This is a genomic window from Natrinema salaciae, assembly GCF_900110865.1.
Lineage (GTDB): Archaea > Halobacteriota > Halobacteria > Halobacteriales > Natrialbaceae > Natrinema > Natrinema salaciae.
The window spans coordinates 767,358-793,124 of the sequence record NZ_FOFD01000001.1; the positions used below are offsets into that span (position 1 = coordinate 767,358).

General features: G+C 64.2%; 19 protein-coding genes and 1 tRNA gene. 7 read left to right on the forward strand and 13 right to left on the reverse strand.

Annotated features, from left to right (window positions below; translation table 11 throughout):
* Positions 1-13 precede the first annotated feature (13 nt).
* Both BMX07_RS03730 and BMX07_RS03735 read right to left on the reverse strand, forming a co-directional pair.
* Positions 14-1,630 carry a 4Fe-4S ferredoxin N-terminal domain-containing protein gene (locus BMX07_RS03730; RefSeq protein ID WP_090613884.1) on the reverse strand — a complete coding sequence of 539 codons (1,617 nt, stop codon included), beginning with the start codon at positions 1,628-1,630 and terminating at the stop codon, positions 14-16.
* Positions 1,631-1,908: 278 nt separating this feature from the next.
* Positions 1,909-1,993 (reverse strand) — tRNA-Ser (locus BMX07_RS03735).
* A gap of 349 nt (positions 1,994-2,342) precedes the next feature.
* On the opposite strand from BMX07_RS03735, the gene BMX07_RS03740 reads away from it, so the two are divergent.
* Positions 2,343-3,728, forward strand: coding sequence for a tetratricopeptide repeat protein (locus BMX07_RS03740; RefSeq protein WP_175480028.1), 1,386 nt, complete (start codon positions 2,343-2,345; stop codon positions 3,726-3,728).
* A gap of 9 nt (positions 3,729-3,737) precedes the next feature.
* Here the strand turns inward: BMX07_RS03740 and ppc are convergent, their stop codons facing one another.
* From ppc to BMX07_RS03765, 5 genes are all read right to left on the reverse strand, one after another.
* Positions 3,738-6,428 (reverse strand): phosphoenolpyruvate carboxylase, encoded by a 2,691-nt coding sequence (gene ppc, locus BMX07_RS03745; protein WP_090613890.1) that lies wholly within the window; start codon positions 6,426-6,428, stop codon positions 3,738-3,740.
* 509 nt (positions 6,429-6,937) lie between these two features.
* On the reverse strand, positions 6,938-8,158 hold the full coding sequence (locus BMX07_RS03750) for an ABC transporter permease (protein WP_090613892.1): 1,221 nt from the start codon (positions 8,156-8,158) through the stop codon (positions 6,938-6,940).
* 2 nt (positions 8,159-8,160) lie between these two features.
* On the reverse strand, positions 8,161-9,465 hold the full coding sequence (locus tag BMX07_RS03755; RefSeq protein WP_245742036.1) for an ABC transporter permease: 1,305 nt from the start codon (positions 9,463-9,465) through the stop codon (positions 8,161-8,163).
* A 17-nt stretch (positions 9,466-9,482) separates the two neighbouring features.
* Positions 9,483-10,268, reverse strand: coding sequence for an ABC transporter ATP-binding protein (locus BMX07_RS03760; RefSeq protein WP_090613895.1), 786 nt, complete (start codon positions 10,266-10,268; stop codon positions 9,483-9,485).
* A gap of 584 nt (positions 10,269-10,852) precedes the next feature.
* A complete protein-coding gene (locus BMX07_RS03765; RefSeq protein ID WP_090613899.1) occupies positions 10,853-11,410 on the reverse strand; it encodes a metal-dependent hydrolase in 558 nt (185 codons plus the stop codon).
* Between the two features lie 151 nt (positions 11,411-11,561).
* Between BMX07_RS03765 and BMX07_RS03770 the strand changes: the two genes are divergently transcribed.
* Genes BMX07_RS03770 through BMX07_RS03780 form a run of 3 tightly spaced genes read left to right on the forward strand, consistent with a single transcriptional unit; the run spans position 11,562 to position 13,998 of the window.
* Positions 11,562-11,843: a DUF8044 family membrane protein gene (locus BMX07_RS03770; RefSeq protein ID WP_090613901.1), complete on the forward strand. Its 282-nt coding sequence runs from the start codon at positions 11,562-11,564 to the stop codon at positions 11,841-11,843.
* Complete coding sequence (locus BMX07_RS03775; RefSeq protein WP_090613904.1) at positions 11,840-12,964, forward strand: DUF4350 domain-containing protein; 1,125 nt, start codon at positions 11,840-11,842, stop codon at positions 12,962-12,964. Before BMX07_RS03770 ends, BMX07_RS03775 begins: the two co-directional genes overlap by 4 nt.
* The gene (locus BMX07_RS03780; RefSeq protein WP_090613907.1) at positions 12,961-13,998 is read left to right on the forward strand and encodes an AAA family ATPase; all 1,038 of its coding nucleotides are present in this window, start codon (positions 12,961-12,963) and stop codon (positions 13,996-13,998) included. The genes BMX07_RS03775 and BMX07_RS03780 overlap by 4 nt, the downstream gene beginning before the upstream one ends.
* A gap of 51 nt (positions 13,999-14,049) precedes the next feature.
* On the opposite strand, the gene BMX07_RS03785 is transcribed toward BMX07_RS03780, so the two are convergent.
* From BMX07_RS03785 to BMX07_RS03795, 3 genes are read right to left on the reverse strand one after another with little or no spacing between them, the layout of a single operon-like run.
* Complete coding sequence (locus BMX07_RS03785; protein WP_090613910.1) at positions 14,050-14,967, reverse strand: DUF7982 domain-containing protein; 918 nt, start codon at positions 14,965-14,967, stop codon at positions 14,050-14,052.
* Positions 14,964-15,530 carry a DUF8163 family membrane protein gene (locus tag BMX07_RS03790; RefSeq protein WP_090613912.1) on the reverse strand — a complete coding sequence of 189 codons (567 nt, stop codon included), beginning with the start codon at positions 15,528-15,530 and terminating at the stop codon, positions 14,964-14,966. The genes BMX07_RS03785 and BMX07_RS03790 overlap by 4 nt, the downstream gene beginning before the upstream one ends.
* Positions 15,527-17,101 carry a DUF58 domain-containing protein gene (locus tag BMX07_RS03795; protein ID WP_090613915.1) on the reverse strand — a complete coding sequence of 525 codons (1,575 nt, stop codon included), beginning with the start codon at positions 17,099-17,101 and terminating at the stop codon, positions 15,527-15,529. The genes BMX07_RS03790 and BMX07_RS03795 overlap by 4 nt, the downstream gene beginning before the upstream one ends.
* A 158-nt stretch (positions 17,102-17,259) precedes the next feature.
* Between BMX07_RS03795 and BMX07_RS03800 the strand changes: the two genes are divergently transcribed.
* From BMX07_RS03800 to BMX07_RS03810, 3 genes are all read left to right on the forward strand, one after another.
* Complete coding sequence (locus tag BMX07_RS03800) at positions 17,260-19,341, forward strand: DUF4129 domain-containing protein (protein WP_245742037.1); 2,082 nt, start codon at positions 17,260-17,262, stop codon at positions 19,339-19,341.
* Positions 19,342-19,412: 71 nt separating this feature from the next.
* Positions 19,413-20,513, forward strand: a complete 1,101-nt coding sequence (locus tag BMX07_RS03805; RefSeq protein ID WP_090613920.1) for a DUF1616 domain-containing protein — start codon at positions 19,413-19,415, stop codon at positions 20,511-20,513.
* Between the two features lie 465 nt (positions 20,514-20,978).
* Positions 20,979-22,001 carry a glycosyltransferase family 2 protein gene (locus BMX07_RS03810; RefSeq protein WP_090613922.1) on the forward strand — a complete coding sequence of 341 codons (1,023 nt, stop codon included), beginning with the start codon at positions 20,979-20,981 and terminating at the stop codon, positions 21,999-22,001.
* On the opposite strand, the gene BMX07_RS03815 is transcribed toward BMX07_RS03810, so the two are convergent.
* The 3 genes from BMX07_RS03815 to BMX07_RS03825 form a co-directional block, all read right to left on the reverse strand.
* Positions 21,994-23,100: a glycosyltransferase family 4 protein gene (locus BMX07_RS03815; RefSeq protein ID WP_090613925.1), complete on the reverse strand. Its 1,107-nt coding sequence runs from the start codon at positions 23,098-23,100 to the stop codon at positions 21,994-21,996. The two genes, BMX07_RS03810 and BMX07_RS03815, sit on opposite strands and share 8 nt — an antisense overlap.
* Positions 23,090-24,205 (reverse strand): glycosyltransferase family 4 protein, encoded by a 1,116-nt coding sequence (locus BMX07_RS25390; protein WP_090613927.1) that lies wholly within the window; start codon positions 24,203-24,205, stop codon positions 23,090-23,092. Before BMX07_RS25390 ends, BMX07_RS03815 begins: the two co-directional genes overlap by 11 nt.
* Positions 24,206-24,288: 83 nt before the next feature.
* Positions 24,289-25,647 (reverse strand): sulfatase, encoded by a 1,359-nt coding sequence (locus BMX07_RS03825; RefSeq protein ID WP_090613930.1) that lies wholly within the window; start codon positions 25,645-25,647, stop codon positions 24,289-24,291.
* Positions 25,648-25,767 lie beyond the last annotated feature (120 nt).

Here is a 25,767-nt window from a genome sequence, read left to right on the forward strand (position 1 = left end):
GTCAGCGCGCCGGCTACGTGGAGAAATCGGGGCCGACGGTCCGATCCTCGAGAACCTCCTGGCGCGTATCGACCATATCGACGTCCGCGTACGAGGTCGGTCCGGGCACCTGTTCGGCGTTCGCCCCGGGTTGGTTGCCGAGATACGTGACGTTCGGATTCGTCCCGATATCCTCGAGGAGCTTGAACTCCGAGTCGGGAGCGTCGATCAAGTCCTCGAACCGCTCCTGTGCGAGCGCCTCGCTCGGTCCCTGGAACTCCTCGCCCTCGCCGGGTTCCTCCGCGAGCCCGAGCCGGACGAGATTCTCCTGACTCTCGAGGTTGACGCCGCTGTCCTCGATGGCGCTGACGACGCTCAGCACGGTCTCCTCCTTGTCCGGGAGGGAGTCGCCCGGCGGCGGCTCCTCCTCGTACTCTTCGGTCGTGAGGTCGACCGCTTTCGCGAGGGCGACCAACTCCTCGGTCAGGTCGTCGACGTTTTCGATGACGGCGTCCAGGTTCCCGTCAGTGCCCTGAAGCGACGACGAGAGCGTATCCTGCGACGGCAGTTCCGCGTCCAACTGGATGATCGTTCGCGCCCGGGCCGGGTTCTCCTCGTACCGCTGCGGGTCGCTCGCCGGATTGTTCTTGTCGCCGAACTGAATCACGTTCGGCGGACAGGCCTGTTCGCAGGCGCTCGTGCCGACGAGTTGCTCGCCCTTTTCCCCGTCCTGGCGGACCGGGTCGAAGACGCACTTCGACATGACGCCCCGCGGCGCGCGTCGACTGACCCGCCGGCCGCGCGCGTCCGTGATGTCGTCCTCCTCGAGTTCGCTGCGATCGACGTCCGGTTCGTCCCACTGGAAGTAGTTGACGCCGTACGGACAGGCGACCTGACAGTACCGGCAGCCGATACAGACCTCGTAGTCGGTCAGGACGAGCCCGTCGTAATCTCGCGTGTGACGTGCCGTCGTCGGACAGACTTTCTCGCAGGGTGCGTCGGTACAGTGCTGGCACGGCCGCACGAGGTAGTTGAAATCGCGGACGCTCTCGTACTCGTCGGGTTCGGGCGACTCGACGGTGCTGTCCTCGTAGGCGAGGACGTACATCCAGTTTGCCCCCTCGTCCCAGTTGTGCTCCTGATTGCAGGCGGTCACGCAGGAGAGGCAGCCGTCGCAGTGCTCGAGGTCGATCGTCATCCCCCACTGCGTGTCCGGGGTCTCCGTGGTCTCGGTCGTCTCCTCGACGGCCAGCTCCGGCTGATCCTCACCCTGCGTTTCCGCCGTTCCCCAGGCGCTGAGCCCGACGAACCCGGCCCCCGCGCTCATCTTCTTGAGCATCTCCCGACGGGACTCCTCGTCGGCACCGAGTCGGGAGAGCATCGACTCCATCCGTCCATCGCCGTCGTCCGGACTCGCGATCGGTCGCTGGTCCTCGCCGAACTCGTCCATCACGTCGTCGTGATACCGCTCGTGGAACGCTTCTTCCGAGAGCTCCCCCTTCGTCACTCGCATGGCGTCTCTCGCCATCTCCATCCCGAGCTCCGTGTCGTACTCGGTATCGTCGAGGACGTCCTCGAGATCGTCTTGCCAGGACTCGCCGAGCGGATGAAACACCTCCTCGTCGTCCGCCGGTTCGTCGTCAGAACTCATCGTCCCCACCGTGTCGGAACCGTTGTCTCTCGAGTGGCGATCATTGTGATCGTGTCGATAAACATATCACATGTCTTTGCATAGAGACCCTGCTTGCGAGTGATGGGGGCCTGGACGCGCCGCCGTTCGCAGTCGTGTCCGCGGTTCGATCCGCGGCGAACGGCCGCCGCTCGAGGCGCGAGCGGAGAGCGGAATCGAACACGTTCGACGCAAACGGGCCGGTCGAGAGTCGGCTCCGGCGAGCGGACGCTCCGCTCGGCGGATTGGCGTCGGAAAAGCGCCGAGAGGGAGATTTGAACTCCCGAGTCCGTGAGGACAGTAGATTTCGAATCTACCGCCTTGGCCGGGCTAGGCTATCTCGGCTCACTCCTACCTACCCGAGTGACCTTTTTACCCGTTTCGATTTCCCGTCCGGCCTGTGACTACTTCTCGAAGCTACAGCGGGTCGGGACTTCTCGAGCACGTCGAGAGTCGCTGCAGTGTCTCGTCTCCGGTGGTCCGTCGAGGAGCGACGGGACGGCGGGATACTCGAGGAGGGGCCTACTCGACGGACAATTCCGGAAGCCACCAGCGTCGTACACGGGTGAGTGCCCGATCGTGGAGAGGGCTCGAGCCGTGTCCCGTCACTAATCGAAACCCTCTTGACTGCCACAATTTACGGACGTAATCTTATATGGCCGTCTTTCGAATGGCAGATTCGAACGACCCGACCATGGCTACGATACGTTCTCAGCGCATCCTCGAGTTCGTCTTCTTCCCAGGCGTGGTCCTCCACGAACTTTCTCACGCAGTAATCTACTGGATTTACGACATCGACTACCGCATCCGATGGTCGTTCTGGGACCCCGGAGTGGGGCACTCGCACGTCGTTCCTCACCGCCTCCCGCCAGCCCAGGCAGCGATCCTCACGAGCCTCGCCCCGTTTGTACTGTTGGTTCCGGCCGTCCTGATCACGGTCGCGCTGGAAACCGTTGGTGGGCTGGGGTTCCCCTTTGGTCGACTGCTCTTCCTGGTACTGTTCGTTCAGGGAATCGGCTGTATCCAGCTGGCGACGCCATCGAAATCGGACGTTACGAGTACCCTGGTCGCGCTAGGTCGCTTCGAGGGGCGACAGGCGTGGCTCGCGACGACAGCAGTCACTGCGCTTCGATTCACGCTTCTCGTTTTGTGGATCGGGGTCACGATATCCTACGTCTCCGGCGGCGGATTGAGACTCCCGTCCATCGAATGGGCGTGGCTCGCCGGCGTCGTCTTCCTGTTCGCCGTCTTCGGCTCCGTAACCGATCGTGAGGAGGGATCGTTCGTCCGCTCGCGAGTGGACCTCCGCAGTCGGTATGCCACTTCCCTCTGGAGGAAAGACGACGACGAAGCCGCGGAACGGCACATTCTGCGCGCGATCGACACCGTGCAGGACTACGAGCTCGACGAGCCCGACCCCTTCGCCATCTACGCCGGCTTTCTCCTCGAGAGCTGGGAAACCGATGCAGCGGAGTGGTTCTGCCGTCTCGCCCTCGAGATCGATCCGGACTGTGCGCTCGCACACGTCAACTACACGGCCGTGCTCGCCCGTCGAGAGGAGTTCGGTGCCGCCGAAGCGCACTGTGAGCGCGCGCTCGAGTTGGCCGTCGACGAGGAGATAAACGGCGCCAACTACGCGGCGGTCGCTCACGTCAACTACGCGGAAATACTTCGCGAGCGGGGCCGATACGACGAGGCCGAACGCCACTGCCAACGTGCCCTCGAGTTCGATCCGGAGCATCCAGTCGCCCACGCCAACTACGCCGACGTCCTCGTCGAACGGGGGGACCTCGCCAATGCCGAAAGTCGTATCGAACGGGCGATGACCCTCGGACCGGAGCTGCCGGCAGTTCGAATCGCTTACGCCGGGTTTTTCGCGGAACGCGGCGACGATGCGGCGGCGGACCGACAGTTCCGACGGGCGATCGATCTCGAGCCTGACTGCGTTCCAGCCCGAGAGGAGTACGCGGCCTTCCTCGAAGAACGCGGGCGAGTCGAAGCGGCGACCCGCTATGCGCCGTCGACCGAACGCGACGGGACTGCCCCGGAGAACCCGTACGAAGGGTCGGGGACCGAGTAACGAACGTACTTACCCTGTGTTCTTCATGCCGGCCGCGATTCCCTTGACGGTCAGTCGGAGGGTCCGCTCCTCGATGTCCGTTCGGTGGGTTCGGTTGAGCAGGTAGACCTGCAGCATGTTCAGCGGGTCGACGTAGGGGTTCCGCCGCTCGAGGTTCTCGCCGAGCCAGTCGCGGGTGTGCAGGCGGTCTCGCTGGCCGATCTCGGTGATCAGGTCGGCCGTTCGCTCGTACTCGTCGGAGACGCGGGGGAAGAACCGATCCCGCAGGTCTTCGTCGGCCATGTCCGCGTAGCGCTCGGCGATCTCGAGTTCGGTTCGCGACAGCGAGAGGGCGGCGTTGTCCAGCGTCGTCCGGAAGAACGGCCACTCGTCGTACATCTCCTGGAGCGTCTCCACCGAGCCGCCGTCGTCGAGGTAGGCCTCGACGCCGGTCGCGATCGCGTACCAGCCGGGGAGGATACACCGCGACTGGGTCCACGAGAACACCCACGGGATCGCTCGCAGGTCCTCGACGGTGCGCTCGCCCGATCGGGAGGCCGGACGCGATCCGAGGTCGAGGTCCTCGATGACCGTGATCGGGGTCGCCTGCTCGAAGTACTGGACGAAGCCGTCGCTCTCGAGGAGGTCGCGGTACTCGCGGCGGGCGGCGTCGGCCATGGTCTCCATCGCCTCGACCCACTCGTCGCTGACTTCCTCCTCGGGCTGGTCCATCGACTGCTTGCGCGCCCGCAACTGGGCGTTGAGCATCTGTTCGATGTTGCGCTCGGCGATCCGCGGGTTGGCGTACTTCTCGGCGATCGCCTCGCCCTGCTCCGTGAACTTGACCTGCCCCGTCACCGTCGAGTTCGGCAGCGCGAGCAGCGCCTCGTTCATCGGACCGCCGCCACGCGAAATCGAGCCGCCGCGGCCGTGAAACAGCCGCATGGTCACGTCGTGGTCGTCACAGATCTCGCCGAGCCGGCGCTGATTCTTGTACAGCGACCAGTTCGCGGCGAGGAACCCGTTCTCCTTGTTCGAGTCCGAGTAGCCGAGCATGATCTCCTGGGTCTGGTTGCGCGCCTCGAGCGCCTGTGCGTAGGCCTCGTTCTCGAACAGCGTGCCCATGATCCGGCGCGCACCCGAGAGGGCGTACTCCGTCTCGAGCAGCGGAACGATGTCGATCCCGGAGTGCTCGGGCAGGGAGACGACGCCCGCCTGATCGGCCAGGAACAGCACCTCGAGGACGTGGCTGGGCTCCTCGGTCATCGAGATGGCGTAGGTGTCGATGGCGTGGCTACCGTACTCGGTCTGCCAGTCGGCGAGACTGTCGAACAGCCGGAGGACCCGCGCCGAGTCGTCGGAGAGCGCCTCGGTGTCGCCGAGGTCGATCACCGGTTCGTCCTGCAACACGGCGTCGGTCAGGAACTCGACGCGTTCGTCCTCGGAGAGGCCATGGTAATCGATCCCCTCGGCCTCGAGGGCTTCCGCGATGGCGTCGGTGTGTTTCGCCTGGTGCTCCCGGAGGTCGAGACTGGCGAGCGAGAAGCCAAACGTGGCGACCTGCCGACGGATGGGATCGACGTGCGCGTCGACGACGCTCTCGGCCCCGTTGTTGCGCAGGCTCTGTGCGATGATCTCGAGGTCGTCGAGGAGCGCGTCGACGTCGTCGTACCCGCCCGGCCGGACGTCGCCGACGCGGCGGAGCCGCTCGCGCATGAGCTTGAGCTTCTGCCGGTAGGGCTCGCCGGGGTAGCGCTCCTCGGCGGTGCGCGCGCTGCCGGGCAGGCGTTCGCGGTCCCGCTCGAGCGAGGCCTGAAACGCGGAGCCGGCGTCGATCCGGCTGCCGTCCTGACTCAGCACGCCCGAGAGGCGCTTGAGCTGTTCGCGGTACCGCTCGAGGACGACCGACCGCTGGCGCTCGAGGGTGTTCGCGGTGACGTCGGGGGTCACGTACGGGTTGCCGTCGCGGTCGCTGCCCGCCCACGAGCGGAACTCGAAGAGCTTCGGAATCTCGAGGTCGCCCGGGACCTCCTCGTCGATGGCGTCGTCGAGTTCGTCGTAGACCTCGCCGACGACGTCGAACAGCGTGTTCTCGAGGTACCACTGCACGTTGCGCGCCTCGTCCTCGGGTTCGGGCTGGCGATTGCGCACCTGCGGGGTCTGCCAGAGGCTGGTGATCTCCGCGTCGATGTCCCGCCAGACCTGGCTCTCCTCCTTGTCGGTCAGCAGCCGCTCGTCCAGCGTCTCGAGGTACGTCGAGATCTCCCGGAGCTTTGACTTGACCGTCTTACGCCGGGCTTCGGTCGGATGCGCGGTGAACGTCGGCTCGATCAAGACGTCGTCCAGGACCTGCCGAACGGTCTCGACGTCGGCCTCGCCAAGCTCCTGGGCCGCGGTCTCGAGGCTGTCGTCGAGAGTTCCCTCGTGGGAGTCCGTCCGGATGGTCCGAACGCGCTCGCGCTCCTCCGCGAGGTTGATCAGTTCGAAGTAGGTCGTGAACCCGCGGGCGACGATCCGCTGTTGATACGGCGAGAGGTTCCGGAGTTCCGTGACGAGCGGTTCGCGCGACTCGAGTTCCCCTGATCGGTAGTCGATCGCGGCCCGTCGACACGACTCGACGGTCTCGAACGCCTTGCGAGACGTCTGTTCCTCGAGGACGTCCCCGAGTAATGCACCGAGTTCGCGGACGTCCTGGCGGACCTCCCTGTTGTGGAGTCGCATATCGTGGGGATGTGGGTGCCACGGTAAAAACCCCTAGCAGAAGCACTGAGCGGCTCATACATCGTTTTCCGTGATAGTTACTGACGGTGGAATCAAGCTATCGAGCAGGTCCTGTCGACTCGTTCACTGACCGGAACGTTCGCTGTCGATACCCTCACCACAATCAACATATTTACTACAAATGTAAATCACATATATATTCGCCGAGAATGTCTGGGGAACATATTCGCGACAGCGGCGTTCAATTCGGAGCGGCGAACGGGTGAGGAGCAGGGTTATTTTTACCGCCTGTGTCCTCGCACGTAACTCGCGCGCGGCTGGCGGTCGACGGCAGTGATCGCTCGATCCGGTGCCACGGGGTTCGGCGGCTCGCACCGCGGGAGCCGGTACCGAGGTCGGTGAGGTGAAACCGCCGCCGGGTTCGTAGCCGCGTCGTCCTCGCCTGTTTCACGCGAAATGACGGATGGGCTGCTCGGACGCGGTCGGGAGCCCGCGCTGGGTATTCGTCGTCAAGCGCCGAGTTCGTCGACGCGGGCGTACCGCGCCGCTCGCCAGCCGGCGACGACCGCGCCGAGGGTCCCGATTCCGACGGCGATCAGGAGCCCCGCCGCGTACACCGTCGGCGGCGTTCGCAACAGGTTCTCGAAGCCGACGGCCGAGGCGGCCAGCCGATCGAGTGCCACAGCTGCGAGCGGAGTCGCGAGGAGCCCGAGCGCGCCGCCGAGCGCACCGAGGGCGAATCCCTGGCCACCGACGACGCCGGCGATCAGTCCGCGAGAGAGACCGAGCGCCCGCAGCGCTGCGAGTTCCTCGCGCTGCTGGACGGCCACGAGAACGAGCGTGTTCGTCGTCAGCGCGACTCCCGCCAGCAGCGCCAACGCAACGAGCGTCGCCCCGCTGGCGAGCACCAGCAGGTACTCGCCCAGCATCGACTCGAACTGATCCTCGCTCGTCCGCACGTGGTACTCCGGGTGAGACCGCTGGATGTCCTCGCTAACGGCGTCCCGGTCTGCCCCGTCCGCGGTAGTGACCGTCACGAACGTCGCGCGATCCGTCCCGGTGGTCCCGGCGAGCTCCTGTAACTCGCTGATCGGCATCGTCACCGTCGACGTTCCGAGGAACTGCGAGTACTCGCCAGAGAGACCGACGATCTCGAACTCGCGTTCCGGGGCGTCCGCTCGGCTCGTCCCGACGTAGAGCGTGTCGCCGACGCCCACGTCGAAAAGGTCGGCCGTCTGCGGGTCGATGACGATTTCCTGACTCATCGGGCCGTCGTAGCTGCCGTTGGCGTAGTGACTGTTCCCCTCCGAGAAGCCGTCGCCCGTTGCGGTATTTCCCGTCCCGGGGACGCCGACACCAGTCACGAGCTCGAGGTCGTCCGGTTCGGTCCCGACGTAGACCGCGTGGAACGCCAGCGGCGAGGCGGATTCGACGTCGTCGCGCTCCTCGACCTCGCGGGCGAGCCCGTGGGCGTCCGTGATCGGGTTCTCGATACCGCCGGTCGCCGTCAACTCGACCGACTCCCCGGAGATCCAAACGTCCTGTCCGGCCCGATCGAACTGCTCCTCGCCGGTCTGCATGACGCCGAATCCGAGGCTGGCCAAGAGGGTGACGGCAAGGACGGCCAATGCGATCGCGAGGACCACGAGTACGGTCCGCCCGCGCTCGTGGCGGGCCTGACTGGCCGCGAGGCGGGCGACCGCGTGTCCTTTGACGAGTAGCCGGCGCATGGTCATCGACCCAGTTCGGCGACGACGTTCGTTCGTGCGACGAGGGAGAGCGGATACGGTAGCGCGAGGATGCCAGCGACCAGTGCGACCCCGACGGCGTAGGGAACCATCACCGGACGGAGCGTCGCGATCGGCCCCGGTGCGACGGTCGCCGTCGCCGCGTAATTCGTGATCGACACGCCGACGACGCCCAGGGCGACGCCGGCCACCGCACCGGCGAGCGTCAGGCTGAGCGTCGTGATCGCGACGATGGCCAATCGCGACCGAACCGAGAAGCCGATCGCTGCGAGCACGGCGATCGCTTGCCGGTCCCGGTCGACCGTCAGCGCCGACGAGGTCGCAACGAACAGCGAACAGATCGCGGTTGCGACGACCATCGCGACGAGGCTCGTCGCGAGCGCGAGCTCGTCGCTCCGAATCGACGCGAACCCACTCTCGCTGCCGGATTGGATCGTCGCGTTCGGGTACGCCTCCGCGGCTGCCGACTCGGCACCCGCGGTCGACGCGTCGGACTCGGTTTCGACGAGTATCTGGTCGGCGAGATCGCCGTCATCGGCCCCCGTCAGCGACTGGAGTTCGCTCAGGTGGAGAACGACGAGCGGGAGTTCACCGGACAGATCGTTGTTCTCGGTGTCGTCGACGGAAGTCACCGTATAGTCGGAGGGACGACCGTCACTCCCAACCTGGAATGCCCCTCCGGAAGTCGGACTCGTAACCGCGAGTTCGTCGCCCGCCGACGCGTTGATCTCCTCGGCTACAGTGTCTGTCAGGACCACCTCACCCGTCCGGGGGCCGTCGTACGACCCGTTCGCGAACTGTGGATCGCCCGGCTCGAGCGAGGCGGTCGAAACGCCTTCCACCGCCGTCGGTTCATCCGGTGGGACGACGCCCATCGCGAGCACGGTTTCGGGCTCGTCGTCATCTCCGGTCCGGATCCGGACGACGTCCGTGAGAACGGGCGTCGCGTACGCCACGCCGTCGCGGCGCTCGATCGTCGCGATCCCCTCGTGAACGTCTCCGAGTCGCACGGTCTCGACGTCGACGATCGGCGAGAGCGTCCCACCGCCCTCGGGCATCACGCGGACGTCGACCTCGTCGGTGCCCGTCGAGTCGGCCGCGAGACCGGCCGAGATCCCGGTAACGACGACGAGGAGTGCGATCGTGAGCGCGACGAGGGAGACCGTCACCGCGGTCTGTCGCGGCAGCCGGCGCAGTTGCGAGACCTGCCGCCCGACGGACACGCGGAACAGTCCGAGCCAGCGCCGCCGACGGCGGCCTCGAGGCCGGTCCGGCAGCTCGTCAGCCATCGTTCGCACCCGAACGATCATCGTGCATCGGTCGTCACCTCTCCGTCGAGGAGTCGGAGAACGCGGTCCGTCACCGCGACCGCGCGCTCGTCGTGGGTCGCGATCAGCACCGTCCGATCGTCGGCGACGTCGACGAGGAGATCGAGTACTCGCCTGCCGGTCTCCGTGTCGAGCTCGCCCGTCGGCTCGTCGGCGAGGACGATTTCGGGATCGGTCACCAGCGCCCGTGCGATCGCGACGCGCTGTTGCTCGCCCCCGCTCAATTCGCCCGGCCGGTGGGTCAGCCGATCGCCGAGCCCCACCCGCTCGAGGGACTCGGCGGCCCGCCGCCGCCGCTCGCGTCGGGAGACGCCGCGTTCGACCAGCGGCAGGGCGACGTTGTCCCGGGCCGACAGCGACGGTAGCAGGTGGAACTGCTGAAAGACGAACCCGACGTGATCGCGGCGTAGCTTCGTTCGCTGGGCGGCAGAGATGCCGGTGAGATCCGTCCCGAGCACCTCGACGGTGCCCGCGCTCGGCTCGAGGAGTCCGCCGACCACGTGGAGCGCCGTCGATTTGCCGCTGCCGCTCGGCCCCACGAGGCCGACCACCTCGCCGGCGCGAACCGCGAACGAAACGTCGCGAAGCGCGGTCACCGTTCGGGACGACGCGGATCGAAAGCCGGACGAGTCGTCGCCGTACTCGTGGGTGACGCCCTTGCAGCGGACGGTGACCGGCGACGCGGCGGTCGCTGAAGTGAGATCATCGCCCGTCGTCCGCGCTCGAGCAGTGTCGTCCGCGCTCGGTTGTGAATCGCGAACCATGGAACTGCCTCCTCCGAGGGCCTCTCGGCAGCGAGTATTGTTTGGAGCCACTTACCGCAGTTCATACGGTATTACCTTGCTCGGCCACGGGCCCGCGAAACCGTTGCTCTGGTATCAGTAGTAGCGAGTAGATCCGTTGTCGGGCACCGAAATGACGAATTACCGTTGGGTAGGGGCGTGGCTGTGCAGAAGGCGGACGTGCAATTCGGACCGTCGCTGTACTGTACCGATCCGTACGGAGATTAGCGTCTCCCAGAGACGGAGTGCCGATAGCTTCATCAGCGCGTTGACCGACCGAATCTCGTCCCCGTATCGGCTGTGATGAGGAAGGGGAATACCGTTTTCTCGCCGGTTTCCATTCCCGACCCCTGCTCGAGGGGACCACGATCCTATCGAGATAACTGGATGCCAGTCACCTCGCTCTGCCACTACTGGAAGATGCAGAAACAGGTCACTCGTCACGCGTAATACGGGCTGTCTTCCTTCCGACGGGAGGCTTTGGAGAACTGCCGAGACGGACCGGCTCGAAGCGGTGAACTACAACCTGTCCTCGTACACGGCTGCTGGTCACTGGTCTTCTCTGGCTACGCCGACCTGCTGACGGAACTCCCGAGGGCACGTCGAACGGCACCGAGGCCCGGTGTTCCGTCGCGGTACCAGAGGACGAGCGCGACACAGACGAGACCGAGCTGGGCCCACTCGTACCACCCCATCGAGTACCGCAGGAAGGCGGCGAGGATCCCGTCGACCGATTCGTACGCAGGTGGCTCGAGGACGGGCCAGAACAGGAACGTCGTCGCGGAGAGGTCGCCACCGAAGACCGCGGCCGGCGGAACGTCTGCGAGCAGGTGCGAGACGTGTCCGACGGCGAACGCCGTTCCGACGTCGGGATGGCCGACGCGACGGGCGATCCCGTAGACGACCGGGAGGAGGAGCGCGGCGGCGAACACCGAGTGGGTGAGCGTCCGTCCGCCGGGCAAGACGCCGAACGTCCACGCGAACGGTTTGTCGATCAGGTCGGGAAACTGCGAGCCGATCGCCAGAACGGTCACCGGCAGCGCTCGCGGCGGGCTACCACCGCGTCGATGGTGATAGACCGAGTATAGCAGATACGCGACGGCGAGGTGTCCCCAGGGCCACATCGCGTCGGACTTTTCGTGGTATCCGGAAAGGCGTATCGTTCCCACCGAGGTCGTTCGACCAGCGGGGATCGCGATTGTCGCCGCAGCGACTCTCGAGTCGTATCGCGGCGGGCGCTACGTTTAGGTGGCACGACATTGCGCCTTGGAGTACATGCCGACCCAGCGCCGAATGCGGTTCGTCCGAGGGCACGTCGCGTGGATGGTCGCGACGGTCCTCGTCCTCGTGCTGTTGAACGCGCTCTCTTACGAGCTAGTCTTCGTCTGCTCGTTGATCGGCTTTCTCGTCGTCACCGAGCTGACCGCGCCGACCAACGTCACGCCGACGTGGCGGCGGCGGCTCCGATGGCTCATCGCACTCGGCCTCGTCGGCTTCGCCGTCGTCGTCGTCCGTCGGATCCTCGAGATTCTCCCGCCGGAGGTGATCCCCGTATGAGCTGGCACCGTGGCCTGCTGGGCGAGGGCGGCCGGACCGACTGGCCGCGGGTCCTGTTGCTCGCACTCGCCGTCACCGTCCTCGTCGCACTGGGAACCGTCGCGGCGACGTCGTCGACCGCGTTCGGCCCCTACAACCCGTCGTGGGACGGATCGTCGACGTTCCGGGCGGACGTCGCTGACGATCCCGGCGTCGAGCGCCACCTCGTCCGCGATACGACCCGGTACGACGAACTGCCGGCCAACGAGACGGTCGCGATCGTCGTGTCGCCGACGGACTCCTACGACGGGGCCGACGCCGAGCGCCTCGAGGCGTTCGTCGCCGAGGGCGGGACGCTCGTCGTCCTCGAGAACTTCGGCGAGCCGGGGAACGCGCTGCTGGCTGCGGTCGGTGCCGACGCGCGGGCCGACGGGCAGCTCCTCCGGGACGAGCGCCATCATTTCCGCGGGCCGACGATGCCGGTCGCGACGAGCGTCGAGAACCACACGCTCACGACCGGCGTCGATCAGTTGACCCTCAACTACGCCACCGCGGTCGAGCCCGGAAACGCGACGGTGCTGGCCTCGACCAGCGATTTCGCCTATCTCGGCCCCGAAGAAGACGACCTGGACGAGGAAGATAACCTCCGGTCGTATCCGGTCGCGACGGTCGAAAACGTCAGCGAGGGTCGCGTGGTCGTCGTGGGCGATCCCAGCATCACGATCAACGCGATGTACGACGAGCCGGACAACGCCGCGTTCGTCCGCGGGCTGTACGCCGACGCCGATCACGTGATCGTCGACCGCTCGCACGGGGCCGAATTACCCCCGCTGTCCGCTGCGGTGCTGACGATCCGCGGATCGCCGCTGTTACAGCTCGTCGTCGGCACCGCCGGCATCGGCCTCGTCGCGGTGGCCTCGCGAGTTCGGACTCGAACCGCACTCGAGGCCGCGCAGTCACGGCTGCCGGCGCGGTTCCGTCCGGCGGGGAGTCACGACGCTCGGCCGAGCGGCCCGGGCCTCTCCGACGCCGAACGCGCCGAGTACCTCCGCAGACGCCATCCCGACTGGGACGAGGATCAGATACAGCGAGTGATGGGAGCGCTTAACCATCACCGTTCAGAATGTAGGGACGACGAATGAGCGGTCCTACCGATCCGGCCGACGGCACGACCGGCGATCCGAAGGTCGTCTACGACACACTTCGCGGAGAGGTCGACCGCGTTCTCATCGGCAACGAGACGGCGGTCGAGTACTTGACGATCGCGTTGCTGACTCGCGGCCACCTCCTGCTCGAGGGGGTACCGGGCATCGCCAAGACGACGCTCGCGAACCTCTTCGCGCGGACGACCGGGCTCGAGTACAACCGCATCCAGATGACGCCCGACACGCTCCCAGCCGATATCACGGGAACGCACATCTACCGGCAGGGTGCGGGGACGTTCGAACTCCAGCGGGGACCCGTCTTCGCGAACCTCGTGGTCGCCGACGAGATCAATCGTGCGACGCCGAAGACTCAGAGCGCGCTGCTCGAGGCGATGGAGGAGCAGCGGGTGACCATCGAGGGAGAGACGCTCTCGCTGCCGGACCCGTTCATGATCGTCGCGACCCAGAACCCAATCGAGTCCGAGGGCGTGTTCCAGCTCCCCGAAGCGCAGCGCGACCGCTTCCAGTTCAAGCTGACGCTGGACCTCCCGGAGCGGACGGACGAGCGAGAGCTGCTCGACCGGTTCGACGACGATCCCGAACTCGGCCCCGACGACGTCGAACAGGTCCTCGAGCCGCGGGCGCTGATCAATGCGCGCCAGAGCGTTCGATCGGTCCACGTCGCACCGCCGGTCAAGGAGTACGTGCTCGACCTCGTCGCCGCGACGCGATCGCACGCGGACGTCGCCCACGGTGCCTCGCCGCGTGCAACGCTGTCGTTTCTCGACGGTGCCAAGGCGCGCGCCGCGATCCGCGGTCGCGACTACGCGATTCCCGACGACGTGAAGTCGATGGCCGAACCGGTGTTGCGCCACCGGCTCGTGTTGAGCACCGACGCGGACCTGAGCGACGTCGATCCCGACGCCGTCGTCGCAGAACTCGTCGACGCGATTGAACCGCCGGGTGCCGAGACGGGTGACGCCTTCGAGTCGCCTGCGGCGAGCGACGGGGGCGACGGCACGCTCGAGTGAGCGCGGACGTCGTCGGCACGCTTGATCGAATCGGTACAGACACTCGCGTTCTCAGTTCGCCCGGGTCTCGCCGGAATCCGTCTTTTCGCTCGTCTCGTCGTCCGCCTCCCAGCGGCAGGTAACCAGCCAGTCAGACCGCTCGTCGCCCGACTCGATCTCGAGTCGGATCGGCCGTTCGAGACCGGTCGCGAACCCGACTGCGAGAAACGAGGCGATCGGATGGTCGAAGCGGTCGACGTCGCCGAACGCGCTCCCGTCGATTGCGACGGTGACGCGACCCGTGTCGACGTCGACGTCCGCGTCGGCACCGTCCGCGAGTTCGAACTGTTCGACGAGCCCGTCCACGAGCTGGGTCGCGAGCGGTGCCGGTGCGGTCGCGATCGCGTCGGGTAGCGCGCGCTCGAACGCGTCGAACAGCGTCGCTCCGGTGGGCTCGAGGGCGAGTCCGCGGTGAGCGGCATCGGTCAGGACCGGTCCCTCGAGTTCGTCGGGCGAGGGCGGTTCGTCGGACGACCGCTGGGGGACGTACAGGCGCACGTCGGCGTCGTCGGGAATATAAACTCGATCGTCGCTCAGGCCGAGTTCACTCGCGAGCGCGGCTTCGTTGGCCGCCATCGGGGCGTAGACCCGTTCGCCGACGGTCGCGGCGACGAACGACTCGGGGGTCACGTAGTACGTGAGCACCCCGCCGAAGAGTCCCACCGCGGCGAGCGCGAAGAGCACCTCGCGGCCGTCGGGGAAGACGACAGTGGCGAGTGCCGCGATTGCACCGACGAGTGCCAGTCCCGCCGCAGTGCGACGGTACTGCGATCGGCGGGCGCGGGCGTACTCGGCTCGCAACCGTCGGTTCTCTTCTTCCAGCAGCTCCGCCCGTGCGGCGAGCTCGAGCTGATCCGCTTCCGTCTCGGTTTCGCGATCGGTCGGCGGGTCAGTCGTCGCCTCGTCCAGATCGGCATCGCTCGGACTCATGCGGTATCGATGGGCTCCGTCTGCGACTCGGGGGTCGGTTCTGCGTGCGATTCGGCGGTCGTCTCCGCGGGCGATCGCGGGCCAACTCCGTCGTCCGTCGAGACGAGGCCGAGTCGAACGAGTTCGAGCCGGTGGAGGCCGTACGCGGCCGTTGCGAGCAGACAGAGTACCGCAGCGGCGGCCACAGGGATCGACTGCGAGCCGCCGACGAGCCACGCGGTGCCGGCCAGCGCGAGCGCGCTCGCGATCGCGACGAGCGAGATGCGAACGGGGCTCGCGGTCCGGCCGAGCGGCGCGACCAGGAGGGTCGCGAACGCGACTTCGACGACGACGAACGAGTCGAGACCGATGGCGCCCGGGAAGACCCCGACGAGCGCGACGTGGCCGGCCGCGAGCGCGTACGGCGCTCCGAGCAGGACGCCGACGAGCGCCGTCGCGAGCCCGGCGAACGCCCCGAGGGGGCCGGCAGCGACACCGAACGCGACGACGACGGCGACGAGGGCGACGACGGTCGGCCAGTCGCGGCCGTTCGCGGCCGGGACCCCGTCGATCCGGCCCCTCACGCGCGATCACCCCTCGATCGGCCCGCCTCGAGGATCGCCGACAGCCGGTCGGCCGGGCCGACCTCGAGGGCCGTCACGTCGTCCATGCGAGCAAGCTCTCGACGGAACTCCTCGAACGCCACGTATCCGTCGTAAGCCCGCTCGACGTCGGCGAGCCCGCCCGGCTCGTAGAGCACCGAGGGAGCGAGCAGGACCGTGACCTCGTTGCCACCCCGTCGCGCGAGCGAGACCGTCTCGCGGAGCTCTCCTCGCCGCGAATCGTCGGTGCAGATGACCGTCCACAGCGAGCCGTGTGCGTTCGTGACGCCCCTGTGAACCGCGCCGTACAGCGGATCTTCGGCGATCCGTTCCCGGTATCGCTGCCGGTCCGCGTAGAAGGGACGCAGCGTCCGCGCGAACGCGTCGTCGTCTCCCTCGAGGTCGGCGAGCGATCGACGCGCGTCCGTCGGCGTGGTACGGCCCCGGTGGGACGAGACGCGAGTCGCGCTTGTGCGATCCGCGGTCGACGGCGGAGCCTCCGAGGCGGTCGAACCGGTCCGGTTGTTCGAGGGGGTCGCGTGGTCTCCACCTTCAAGCTGGTCCGCCGGCCCGGAGCGGTCCCGTCCCGAGACGCCCGTCGCGCGGTGCTCGTCCGCCGGCGTCGGCTCCAGCTCGAGGAGCCGGCGACGGATCGAGCCGTAGTTGACGGTCGGTGCCGCCATCTCGACGTGCTCGGTTATCCCGTCGTCGCCGACCGTCACCAGCCCGAGCGGATCGTTGAGACGGCGCGCGTTGCCCGCGATGAGGACGGCGACCTCCCGGAGGGCCTCGAGTTTCGTCTCGCCCCGCGGGCCGGTCGCGAGCGAGGCGCGGTGGTCGACGACGACCATGGTCCGGCGATCGGTTTCGGCCTCGTACTCGCGAACGTACGGCGACCCGTGCCGTGCAGTCGCGTTCCAGTCGATTTCTTTCCCCGTATCGCCCGGGACGTACTCCCGCAGTTCCGCGAGTTCGATGCCGGACCCGGACCGACCGGCATCGTGAGTCCCGTAGGAAGTCGAGATCCGGTCGCCGCCCTTGCCGACGTGAATCGTTCGGCGGCGTGGCGGTTCGACGGTCACCATCGGCGTCGGACCCACAGTAATCGTCTCGCGGAACAGCCCGTCCGTGGCCGTCACGGTTGCGGATTCGAACGAGTGACGGCCGGCGACGGGCCAGGTGACGGCCCGGGTTCGGTCCGCCCGTTCGGCGTCCGGATCGAGCGTCACCGCGATCCGATCGTTCGTCGCGGCTCCGACCGGCAGTCCGGCAGCGACCTCGAGCGTCAGTGCCGTCTCGGCCCCGCACGTCGCCGCGAGCGTGACCGGCGTCTCGGTGGCGGTCCGAACGGCGGTCTGGGCGGGTGACTGAACGACCGACAGCGAGCCGATCGTTCGCTCGAGGTCGCGAACGAATCGGTACTGGTGGGCGACCAGCCACGCACCGACGAAGGCGGACCCGACGAGGACGAGCGGGCGTGCGAACACCGCCGCGAGGATGGCGAGCACGCCGGCGAGTGCGGCGACCGTCCATCCCCGACGCGTGGGGTACATGTCCCGACAGATTTCACTGATCGTGTTGAAAGTATTGGTTACAGCCGCCGCGAATCGCGGGGGAAGAAACGAGCGGTGAGTCGCCAAGCGGATCGGTCGTGGCGGATTCCGCCGCTCGGGAGAATCGCTTATTGGTGTGGACCGCAAACGGTCTACGAGTGGTTGGTGATGGTTATGGCCGTACGCTCCTCGCGCTCCTGCTCGTCTCGATAGCGGTCGGTGGCGGCATCGCCACGGTGAACGCGACGAGCGCGGCAGACGGCGGTCCCGCCCAGCGCGTCGCGGCCCAGCAATCCGAGAGTGACGACGATCCAAACGAGACGCAGCCGCATCGGAACCCCGACGAGTACGCCGAAGACGGGGATCTCGAGAGCCTCGAAGGCTGGCTGTCGGACCGGATGACGACCCGGCTCGAAGAGGGGGCCATCCGGCTGCGAGAGGGCGAGTACGAGGCGGCGGGCGGCTACGTCGGCGAGGACTACCGCGAGCGACTGGGACAGTACGTCAACATCACCGAGATGACCGACGGTGACAGTTACGACGAACGGTTCGATGTGACCGGTGAACAGCAGGCGCGGCTGTCGGACGCCGTTCGGGAATATCGGGAGACCAAAGCGGAGTACGAGGCGGCCCGCGAGGCGGGCGACGATCGGCGCGCCCGGGAACTTGCTCGTGACCTCGAGACCCTCGCCGACGAGATCGACTCCCTCGGCGGCTCGGTTCGCGGGAACTACGACGATCTCGAGGCGGGAACGGACGCCAACCTCACGGAGGCGGACGCGGCGATCGAGAACGTGACCGAGGAGATCCGGACCGAACAGGCGGCCGTTCGCGAACAGGAGTTCGAGGAAACGGAGCTCTCGCTCGAACCCGAACGGGAAGAGATCTCGTTCCTCGAGCCGCTGGCCGCGACGGGCGAGCTCCGGACCGCAAACGGCAGCCCGATCGCGAACGAGGAAATAACCCTCGAGATCGGTAACCGGACCGAGCGGTTCACGACGAACTCGACCGGCGAGTTCACGCTCGAGTATCGCCCGATCGACGAGCCGCTCGACGCCGAGAAGCTCTCGTTTCGGTACGTTCCCGACCCCCAGTCGACGTATCTCGGCGACGAGACGAACGTCAGCGTCTCGATCGAACAGGTCGAGCCGACCGTCGAGCTGTCCGAGACGCCGAGCGAGGTGTCGTACGGCGAGACCCACGCCGTCACGGGCGAGCTCCACGCCGACGGGGTTCCCGTCGACGGCGTCCCGCTCACGGTGTCGCTCGACGGCGAGCGGATCGGCAACGCCACGGTCCGAGATGGGGCGTTCGAAACCGCGGTGGCGGTTCCGGCATCGGTCGACGACGGCGACCGGGAGCTACGCGTTCGCCTCCCCTTCGAGGATCGGGCGCTAGCTGCGACGGCTAACACGACCGGCGTTCGCGTCCTCGAGACGGAGACCGAACTCTCGATCGAGGGCGATTCGGCCGGTGAGAGGGAGATCACAGTCAACGGGACGCTCAGTGCGGCCGGGTCGGACGGCGTCGAGGGCGAGGACGTTCAGCTCCGGATCGATGGGGCGGCAGCCAGCACCGTTACGACGGGTTCGAACGGAACGTTCGCGGACACCGTCGCCGTCCCGGACTCGGTCGACGCGAACGACGTAACGGTTACCGCGGTCTACGAGGCGCGCGACACCAATCTCGAGTCAGCGACGGCCGAGACGGCGGTAACGATCGACGAGGCGGACTCGCAGCTATCGACCGTGATTCGGCTCGGTGGCGGTTTCCTCGTCGTGATCGCTGCCGGACTCGGTATCTGGTGGTATCGACGCTCCGACGGGATGGATGCCCCGGTCGGTTCCGCGAACGATCGGGGCTCCGCAGACGACGGCGCGATCGCCGCCGTCGAACCCCTGCTCGAGCGGGCGAGCGAGCACCTCGAGAACGGACAGCCCAGCGACGCGGCCCGGACGGGCTACGCGGCCGTCCGTCGGGTCCTGGCGTCGCGGATCGACGGACAGGAGGCGCTCACTCACTGGGAGTTCTATCGCGCCTACCGGGAGGAGGGCGACGCGGACGCCGACTCGCTTCATACCCTTACCACGGCGTACGAACGCGCCGCGTTCGATCGGGACCGCATCTCCCCGGCCGACGCTGCGAGCGCCCTCGAGACGGCGCGGCGGCTGTGCGAGGTCACGACGTCGGACGGCGGCGGAGGGCCCGCGGACGACTCGAGAGCCGTTAATACGGATTGAGTCGAGTCCCATAGTGGGACGGGACTAGCGGGCCCACCGCTTTTCACTCCGTTCGGAGTACTAGCGGTCCAATGGTCGTGTTCCGATCGCTCTGGCTCCTGCTCCCACGGCAAGTCAGGCGGCTGCCTGCCGATCTCGCTGCCGTCGTCGCTCTCGTCGCCGCGACGAACGTCGCTGCGCTGGTACCCGTGATCCGTGAGACGCTCCTGCGAGTTCCGCTCGGGCTCGCATTCGTCCTGTTCGTCCCGGGGTATGCGTTCATCGCAGCGCTGTTCCCCGAAGCCGGCGAGTCGCCTGCGCCAGCCGCGACGTCCGGAGCGCCCGGCGAGAACGCGACAGACGATTCGGATCCGGACGGTTGGTACGACTCGATCGCCTCGCGGAACAGCATCGACGGCCTCGAGCGCGTCGCACTCTCCTTTGGGTTCAGCGTCGCGATCGTTCCCCTCGTCGGGCTCGCGGTGAGCCTCACGCCATGGGAGTTCCGACTGACGCCGATTCTGGTCGCGCTCAGCAGCGTTACGCTCGCGTTGACGGCCGTTGCAGCTACCCGCCGGTGGGAACTGCCGGGCGACGACCGGTTTCGAGTTCCCTACCGAGCATGGTACGCCGCCGGCCGCGCTCAACTGCTCGAGCCGGACACGCGCGCCGACGCGGCGCTGAACGTGCTGTTAGCTGTGTCCGTCGTTCTCGCGGTCGGCAGCGTGGGGTATGCCGTGACGGTCCCGCCCGACGGCGAGCGGTTCTCCGCGATCTATCTGCTGACCGAGGACGACGACGGCGAACTGGTCGCCGACGACTACCCGACTGAGTTCGTTCAGGGGGAGAGCCAGGAGCTGATCGTCGGCATCGACAACCACGAACACGAGACGACCGAATACACGGTGGTGGTCCTCGAGCAAGATGTCGAGGTGATCAAAAACGGGACCGTGAGCGGGAACGCAACGGTCAACGAGACCGTCATTCGGGAACAGCGCGAACTCGACCGGTTCTCCACCACGATCCCGCACAACGAGAGCTGGCACCAGAAGTACGAACTCGAGCCCACGATGACCGGCGAGAACCAGCGCGTCGTCTGGTTGCTTTTTCCCGGCGGAGAGGTTCCGGCCGAGCCCTCGATGGCTGATAGCGACTATGCTGTGCACCTATGGGTGAACGTATCCGAGCCCTGAGGGCCGCGTATGGGGCCCTTGTCTGGGTGTGACCGAAATCGGATCAACCAGTTCTCGAGCGAGGGATCACGTGGGTAACAGGGTGAAGTACGTGGTACTGAGATTTAGTATCACCCCACCGAACGGTTAGAGGGCGTATACAACCAACCCCTTGCGGGCTCCGGAACTATCGAACATGCGAGCCGCAGACGAGGGTCACGGGGAGCCAAACCCGTTTTTCACCGGTCTCGAGTAGGACGGGTCAGACTGATCCGGATGCGTGCTAGATCAATGCAGCCACCAGCACTACGGCCAATCGCGAAGACATCGGCTGGATCTTCTTTATGATTGCTCACTCTATCTTCCTCGCATCCGTAGCCACAAATCACCATTTGCAATAACTACTAGAAACTACCCACGGGTATTTGAATTGCCTGTATAGGCAGCAATCCTGTAGAAACCAGTACTAAACGATTGAAGCGATGTATGATAGAACCGGTCGATCCAGTCCTCGGAGGAATCGCACTCGGGCTCCTTGCATGGGGGTTCGAACGGTATCGAACGCAGTTCGTCAAGTCGGACCTCGTACTGGCGACCACATTCTCGTTCGGGATTGTGCTCTTTACGGTATCCCCCTGGGTGTACGACTCCGTCGGGAATCTGCTCAACATCAATCAGCGGTTTGTCCTGTTTTCCTTGCTCGCCCATCTCGCGATGCTCGCGATTGTCCTCTATCTGCTCACGACGGTCCGTGAGACCAACGCCCGTTATTCTGATCTCGTCAGGAACCTCTCGGCAGATCAGGTGGCACAGACCGATGGAGGTAAGCGAACGATCTTCATCGTGATTCCGGCGTACAACGAGGGTGAGACGATCCAGAACGTCGTCAAATCGCTCCCGGAGACGATTCGCGGCTACGCAATTCAGCCGCTCGTCATCTCCGACGGCTCCGACGACGATACCGCCGAGAACGCACAGTACAACGGTACCGCTGTTGTCGAACATCCCGTGAATCAGGGTCAGGGCGGCGCGTTGAAAACAGGCTTTCAGATAGCGCTCGAACGACAGGCCGAAATCGTTGTGACGATGGACGGCGACGGCCAGCATCCGGCAGCCGAACTTGAGCGACTCGTTTCGCCCGTGATCGACAACGAGGCGGACTACGTGATGGGATCGCGATACAAGGGCGAAGACCACTCGAACAACGGTCTCGTCCGCGAAAACGGAATCGTCGCGTTCACTCGTTTAATAAACCTACTGACCGATTCCGATATTACGGACTGTACGAACGGATTTCGCGCGATCCGGGCGTCGAGGCTCGAGGAGATGCAGTTGACCGAAGAGCGATTCAGCGCACCCGAGTTGATTATCGAGGCGAAGAAGAACGGACTGCGGATTCGCGAAATTCCGATCAAGATCGAAGAGAGACAAGCCGGTGAGACGAAAAAGCCCCAGTTGAAGTATGCGATCGGGTTGACGCGGGCGGTCCTCACGACGTGGATCAGATAACCATCAGTATTTCGGAGAGGGCTGTGGCCATTTCTCGGCCGATCCGGTTCGGGTCGTTGCGCACAGTCACACGTTGTTGAGCGGCAGATCCCAATCTGGCAGCGAGGTCGTCGTTCGATAACAATCTCGCGATTCCGGACGTGAACTCACCCCGGCAGTGAGTGCTAACAAGCAATCCCGTTTCGTCGTGCGTTATTTGTTCTACCATTCCGTGGGCAGCGTTTGCGATTATTGGGAGACCGGAGGCCATTGCTTCGGAGATCACGTTCGGATATCCATCAATGTACGAGCAGTAGACGAATACGGACGCGGCGGCGTAGAGGTCAACTACGTTCGATACGAAACCAGTGGTAACGATACGGTCGCGGATCGCTTCGGGGACATTCCGATCGAGATAGCGACGAAGATTGTCCAGGTATCGACCGCCGCCCGCGATCACGTACGAGAGGTCTGAGTGCGCTCGTAGAAGCGGTTGTACTTCTTGAACTAGGTGTCGAACTCCTTCGATCTTTCCCTTGAAGCGGAGGTTGGTGACAGTGAGGAGGATCCGTCCACTGTCCCTAGCAACGTACTCCCGTCCAATCTCCGGATCGCCGCGTCGGTACTGTGCTTCGTTGATCGGTACCGGGACACGTCGAACCCGTTCCAGTGATAGACCGGTACGGGTCGCTACTAATCGTCGTAGTTCGTTCGAGACGACGAGATAGCCATCCGAGTTCGTTCCGAATAGCTCGTTCAGGCCGATCTGACCGCTCCGCGCGAGCGCGGAGCGGATATTCCAATTTCGAAGCTCGCGTCGCAACTCTTCGCGGTTTGTCCGCCAGAAATCGCCACCGACGCGGATCACCACCGGTGTTCGAGTAAACCGGCCAAGTGAGAGCACGGTCGAACCGAGTCGCCCGGGATAGTTCGCGAGAAGCACGTCCGGCGGATCGGAAACTATTCGTTGGTATCCGGACCGGAACAAATATGGGTATTTCGAGAAACCCTCTCGGTTCGCTACAGTGATCACCTCCGAATCGGGGAGCGACGACAACGGAATCGCTATCTTCGACGATCGAGAATCCGCAAAGCCGAGGATTCGGGGACTATTCGTCATTTGTCAACTCTGAATACAACTCAAGGTATTTCTGACACATTTTCTCCATTGAATACCGTCGTTTCACCACCGATCGTGCGCGATGAGAACTATCCGGGTGGCCGACTGAAAACGAATCTATCGCGTCTGCCAGTGCCCGATAGTCGTTCGGCGGTACGGTTTCGCCGACCTCGACGATCTCAGATGCACCACCGACGTCGGTCGCAACTACTGGCAAGCCGCACGACTGGGCCTCTAATAGTACGGTCGGTTGACCTTCCGAAAATGATGGGAGAACGAACAGATCGTGGTTTCGATAGTACGAAACGACATTTTCCTGATAGCCGTCGAACGTGACGCGGTTCTCGATTCCCAGGTCGGTGCATAGCCGTTGGTATTCCTCTCGCTTCGTCCCGTCTCCCACGATGGTCAGACGGTACCTCTTCTCGCTATAGTGTGATAATCGATTCAGCGCGTACAGAAGAGTCGGAACTCCCTTTACCGGATCGAGTCGACCGACGAAGAGGAGGTCCTTCGTATCGGCGTCGTTTGCGGACTCATCAGCAGACGGAGTAAACTTTTCCGTGTCGATTCCGTTCGGTATTACCATTAATTTATTTTCTGAAACGTACGGCTCGAGCGTACCGATGAGATACTCTCCGAGAGCGACCACGTGGGAGGCGGCAGTAAACGTCGCTCGTCCTAGCGTGGACGTGTAACATCGTCCAATCAGATCCACAAGTCGGTTTCCTGATGTCCAGTTCACCCCCGGAAGCGAATCGACAGTCACTACCGAAGGTGTATCAAGCCGGACCGATTCCAGGACTGCCGCGACACAGACGGGATAGAAATAACTGTACACGTGGATGAGGTCTGCTCGGCTGATCTGTCTCGAAAGACACCGGAGAAACGATGACGTTGGTAGCGTATATCGAATACCAGGAATGTACGTAGCATTATAATAACGATAGGTAACACGAGAATGTTCAGAGATTCTGGACTTGCTATCCGACGGGGTGAGCACGGTCGCGTCCACTGTCGCGGATAAACCTGTGCTGAGCGATCGGATGCCTGTTCGGAGCTGTTTGGTCGGATTAACGTAGAGGACGGAGAGATCAGAAGTCATTGGTGGGCGGTCGTAACAGGGAATGCGATTTGGACGGAAGAGTGGGGCTCATTCATGATTATATTCAGTATGTATTGGTCTTGTCAGTCAAGATAACCTAGATCTTCTAAATTTGATTGAACTTCAGAGGACAGATCATCGCTACTCCGTTTGAGGGTTGTATTTTCGTCTGTGATCTTATTCTCAGCCATCCAATCCCGAAACTTCGCCATCCGTTTCCGGTATTCGCTGAATTTCGCCGGGTATTCGTCACGGACATCGATCGAATCGTGCTGTTCATGTCCATCAGCGAATAGTCCTGTATCGACCCCTCGATCAGATTCGATATACTTGAACCGACCTTCTCTTACTCCGCGTCGTGGATTCGTCGTATCAACGGCAAATCGAATTGGTGAATCAAGCGACCGATTCGTGCTGAGCAGGGAGCCACCACTCCAATCTGGGTGGTACTCGTGATCAAAGAGATCCGCAAGCGTTGGTGCGACATCTACGTGTTGCGCGGGAAATTCGTTGACAACCCCAGTAGGGAGTTCTGGTGACTTCACGATCAACGGTACCCTTGTCATTGAGCTGTAAAGGGATAGATTGTGATAGTTCCCGTATTCACCGAATTCCTCTCCGTGATCACCAGTAATCACAACGCTCGCGTCATCATTGAGAACCGATTTCAAGCGGCCAACTTGCTCGTCCGCGCTTCGGATCGCAGCATCGTACGTATCGATCACGGCGTCTGACGGTGATTCACCCTCGGAGACATAACGTTTAGCGTCGATGATATGGTCGATATCCGTATCGCCCCGAATCGCCTGTAAATGGCTGTCCCAACGCGACCAAGGACTGTGTGCATTCATCAAATGAATCCACGCAAAGAAGCTGTTCCCCCTCTTTTGTTGTGTTTCGATCCATTCGATAGCATCGTCACAGAGGTCAGCGTCCACGACTCCCTCCCTATATGACCTCGAGAGAGAACCGCGGAAACCTTGGATATACTCGTAAATTGGCCTGAAAACGTTTTGGCGGACATATTGGCTATTTATTTTATCGTCGAATGCATGACCGAACCGGATTATCGGTTTCTGATCATCAGTGTAATCTTTCACACCACGAAACCGGTCGAAATATCTGTGATAGTCATAATCACGTGAGAGCCAACCGTTATTCGCGAAGCCGGCGGTACTATATCCGTTCGAATTGAATCGCGATGGGATCAGTAGATCGTCGGGGTTTAGGAGACCGAATCCATTGATCTGGTGCGTATATACGCCGGTGAGAAGCGTTTGAAGTGCCCAGGCGGTCCCTGGCGCGTTGGCGTAACTGTATTGGTATCTTGTCCCTGAAGCGGCGAGTTCATCGATGTTGGGAGTCGTATTTCGATGGTACCCATAGCAACCGACGTGATCTCTGCGTAAACAATCAATGGTTATTAGCACGCATGATCTCATGGCTTGGTATGCGGACAACGTTAAATCATATAAGCGTTAGCTATTGTCGCTCCGTGCTGTCCACAGGAACGGCGAATGTGTGGTAGTCGTTGTTTGAATCTGGAGTAGATTACGAACGTT

What these genes read in the sequence shown, in the direction of transcription:
- BMX07_RS03730 (WP_090613884.1), bottom strand. Translation starts at nt 1,630, where the DNA reads ATGAGTTCTGACGACGAACCGGCGGACGACGAGGAGGTGTTTCATCCG.
- BMX07_RS03740 (WP_175480028.1), top strand. Translation starts at nt 2,343, where the DNA reads ATGGCTACGATACGTTCTCAGCGCATCCTCGAGTTCGTCTTCTTCCCA.
- ppc (WP_090613890.1), bottom strand. Translation starts at nt 6,428, where the DNA reads ATGCGACTCCACAACAGGGAGGTCCGCCAGGACGTCCGCGAACTCGGT.
- BMX07_RS03750 (WP_090613892.1), bottom strand. Translation starts at nt 8,158, where the DNA reads ATGCGCCGGCTACTCGTCAAAGGACACGCGGTCGCCCGCCTCGCGGCC.
- BMX07_RS03755 (WP_245742036.1), bottom strand. Translation starts at nt 9,465, where the DNA reads ATGGCTGACGAGCTGCCGGACCGGCCTCGAGGCCGCCGTCGGCGGCGC.
- BMX07_RS03760 (WP_090613895.1), bottom strand. Translation starts at nt 10,268, where the DNA reads ATGGTTCGCGATTCACAACCGAGCGCGGACGACACTGCTCGAGCGCGG.
- BMX07_RS03765 (WP_090613899.1), bottom strand. Translation starts at nt 11,410, where the DNA reads ATGTGGCCCTGGGGACACCTCGCCGTCGCGTATCTGCTATACTCGGTC.
- BMX07_RS03770 (WP_090613901.1), top strand. Translation starts at nt 11,562, where the DNA reads ATGCCGACCCAGCGCCGAATGCGGTTCGTCCGAGGGCACGTCGCGTGG.
- BMX07_RS03775 (WP_090613904.1), top strand. Translation starts at nt 11,840, where the DNA reads ATGAGCTGGCACCGTGGCCTGCTGGGCGAGGGCGGCCGGACCGACTGG.
- BMX07_RS03780 (WP_090613907.1), top strand. Translation starts at nt 12,961, where the DNA reads ATGAGCGGTCCTACCGATCCGGCCGACGGCACGACCGGCGATCCGAAG.
- BMX07_RS03785 (WP_090613910.1), bottom strand. Translation starts at nt 14,967, where the DNA reads ATGAGTCCGAGCGATGCCGATCTGGACGAGGCGACGACTGACCCGCCG.
- BMX07_RS03795 (WP_090613915.1), bottom strand. Translation starts at nt 17,101, where the DNA reads ATGTACCCCACGCGTCGGGGATGGACGGTCGCCGCACTCGCCGGCGTG.
- BMX07_RS03805 (WP_090613920.1), top strand. Translation starts at nt 19,413, where the DNA reads ATGGTCGTGTTCCGATCGCTCTGGCTCCTGCTCCCACGGCAAGTCAGG.
- BMX07_RS03810 (WP_090613922.1), top strand. Translation starts at nt 20,979, where the DNA reads ATGATAGAACCGGTCGATCCAGTCCTCGGAGGAATCGCACTCGGGCTC.
- BMX07_RS03815 (WP_090613925.1), bottom strand. Translation starts at nt 23,100, where the DNA reads ATGACGAATAGTCCCCGAATCCTCGGCTTTGCGGATTCTCGATCGTCG.
- BMX07_RS25390 (WP_090613927.1), bottom strand. Translation starts at nt 24,205, where the DNA reads ATGACTTCTGATCTCTCCGTCCTCTACGTTAATCCGACCAAACAGCTC.
- BMX07_RS03825 (WP_090613930.1), bottom strand. Translation starts at nt 25,647, where the DNA reads ATGAGATCATGCGTGCTAATAACCATTGATTGTTTACGCAGAGATCAC.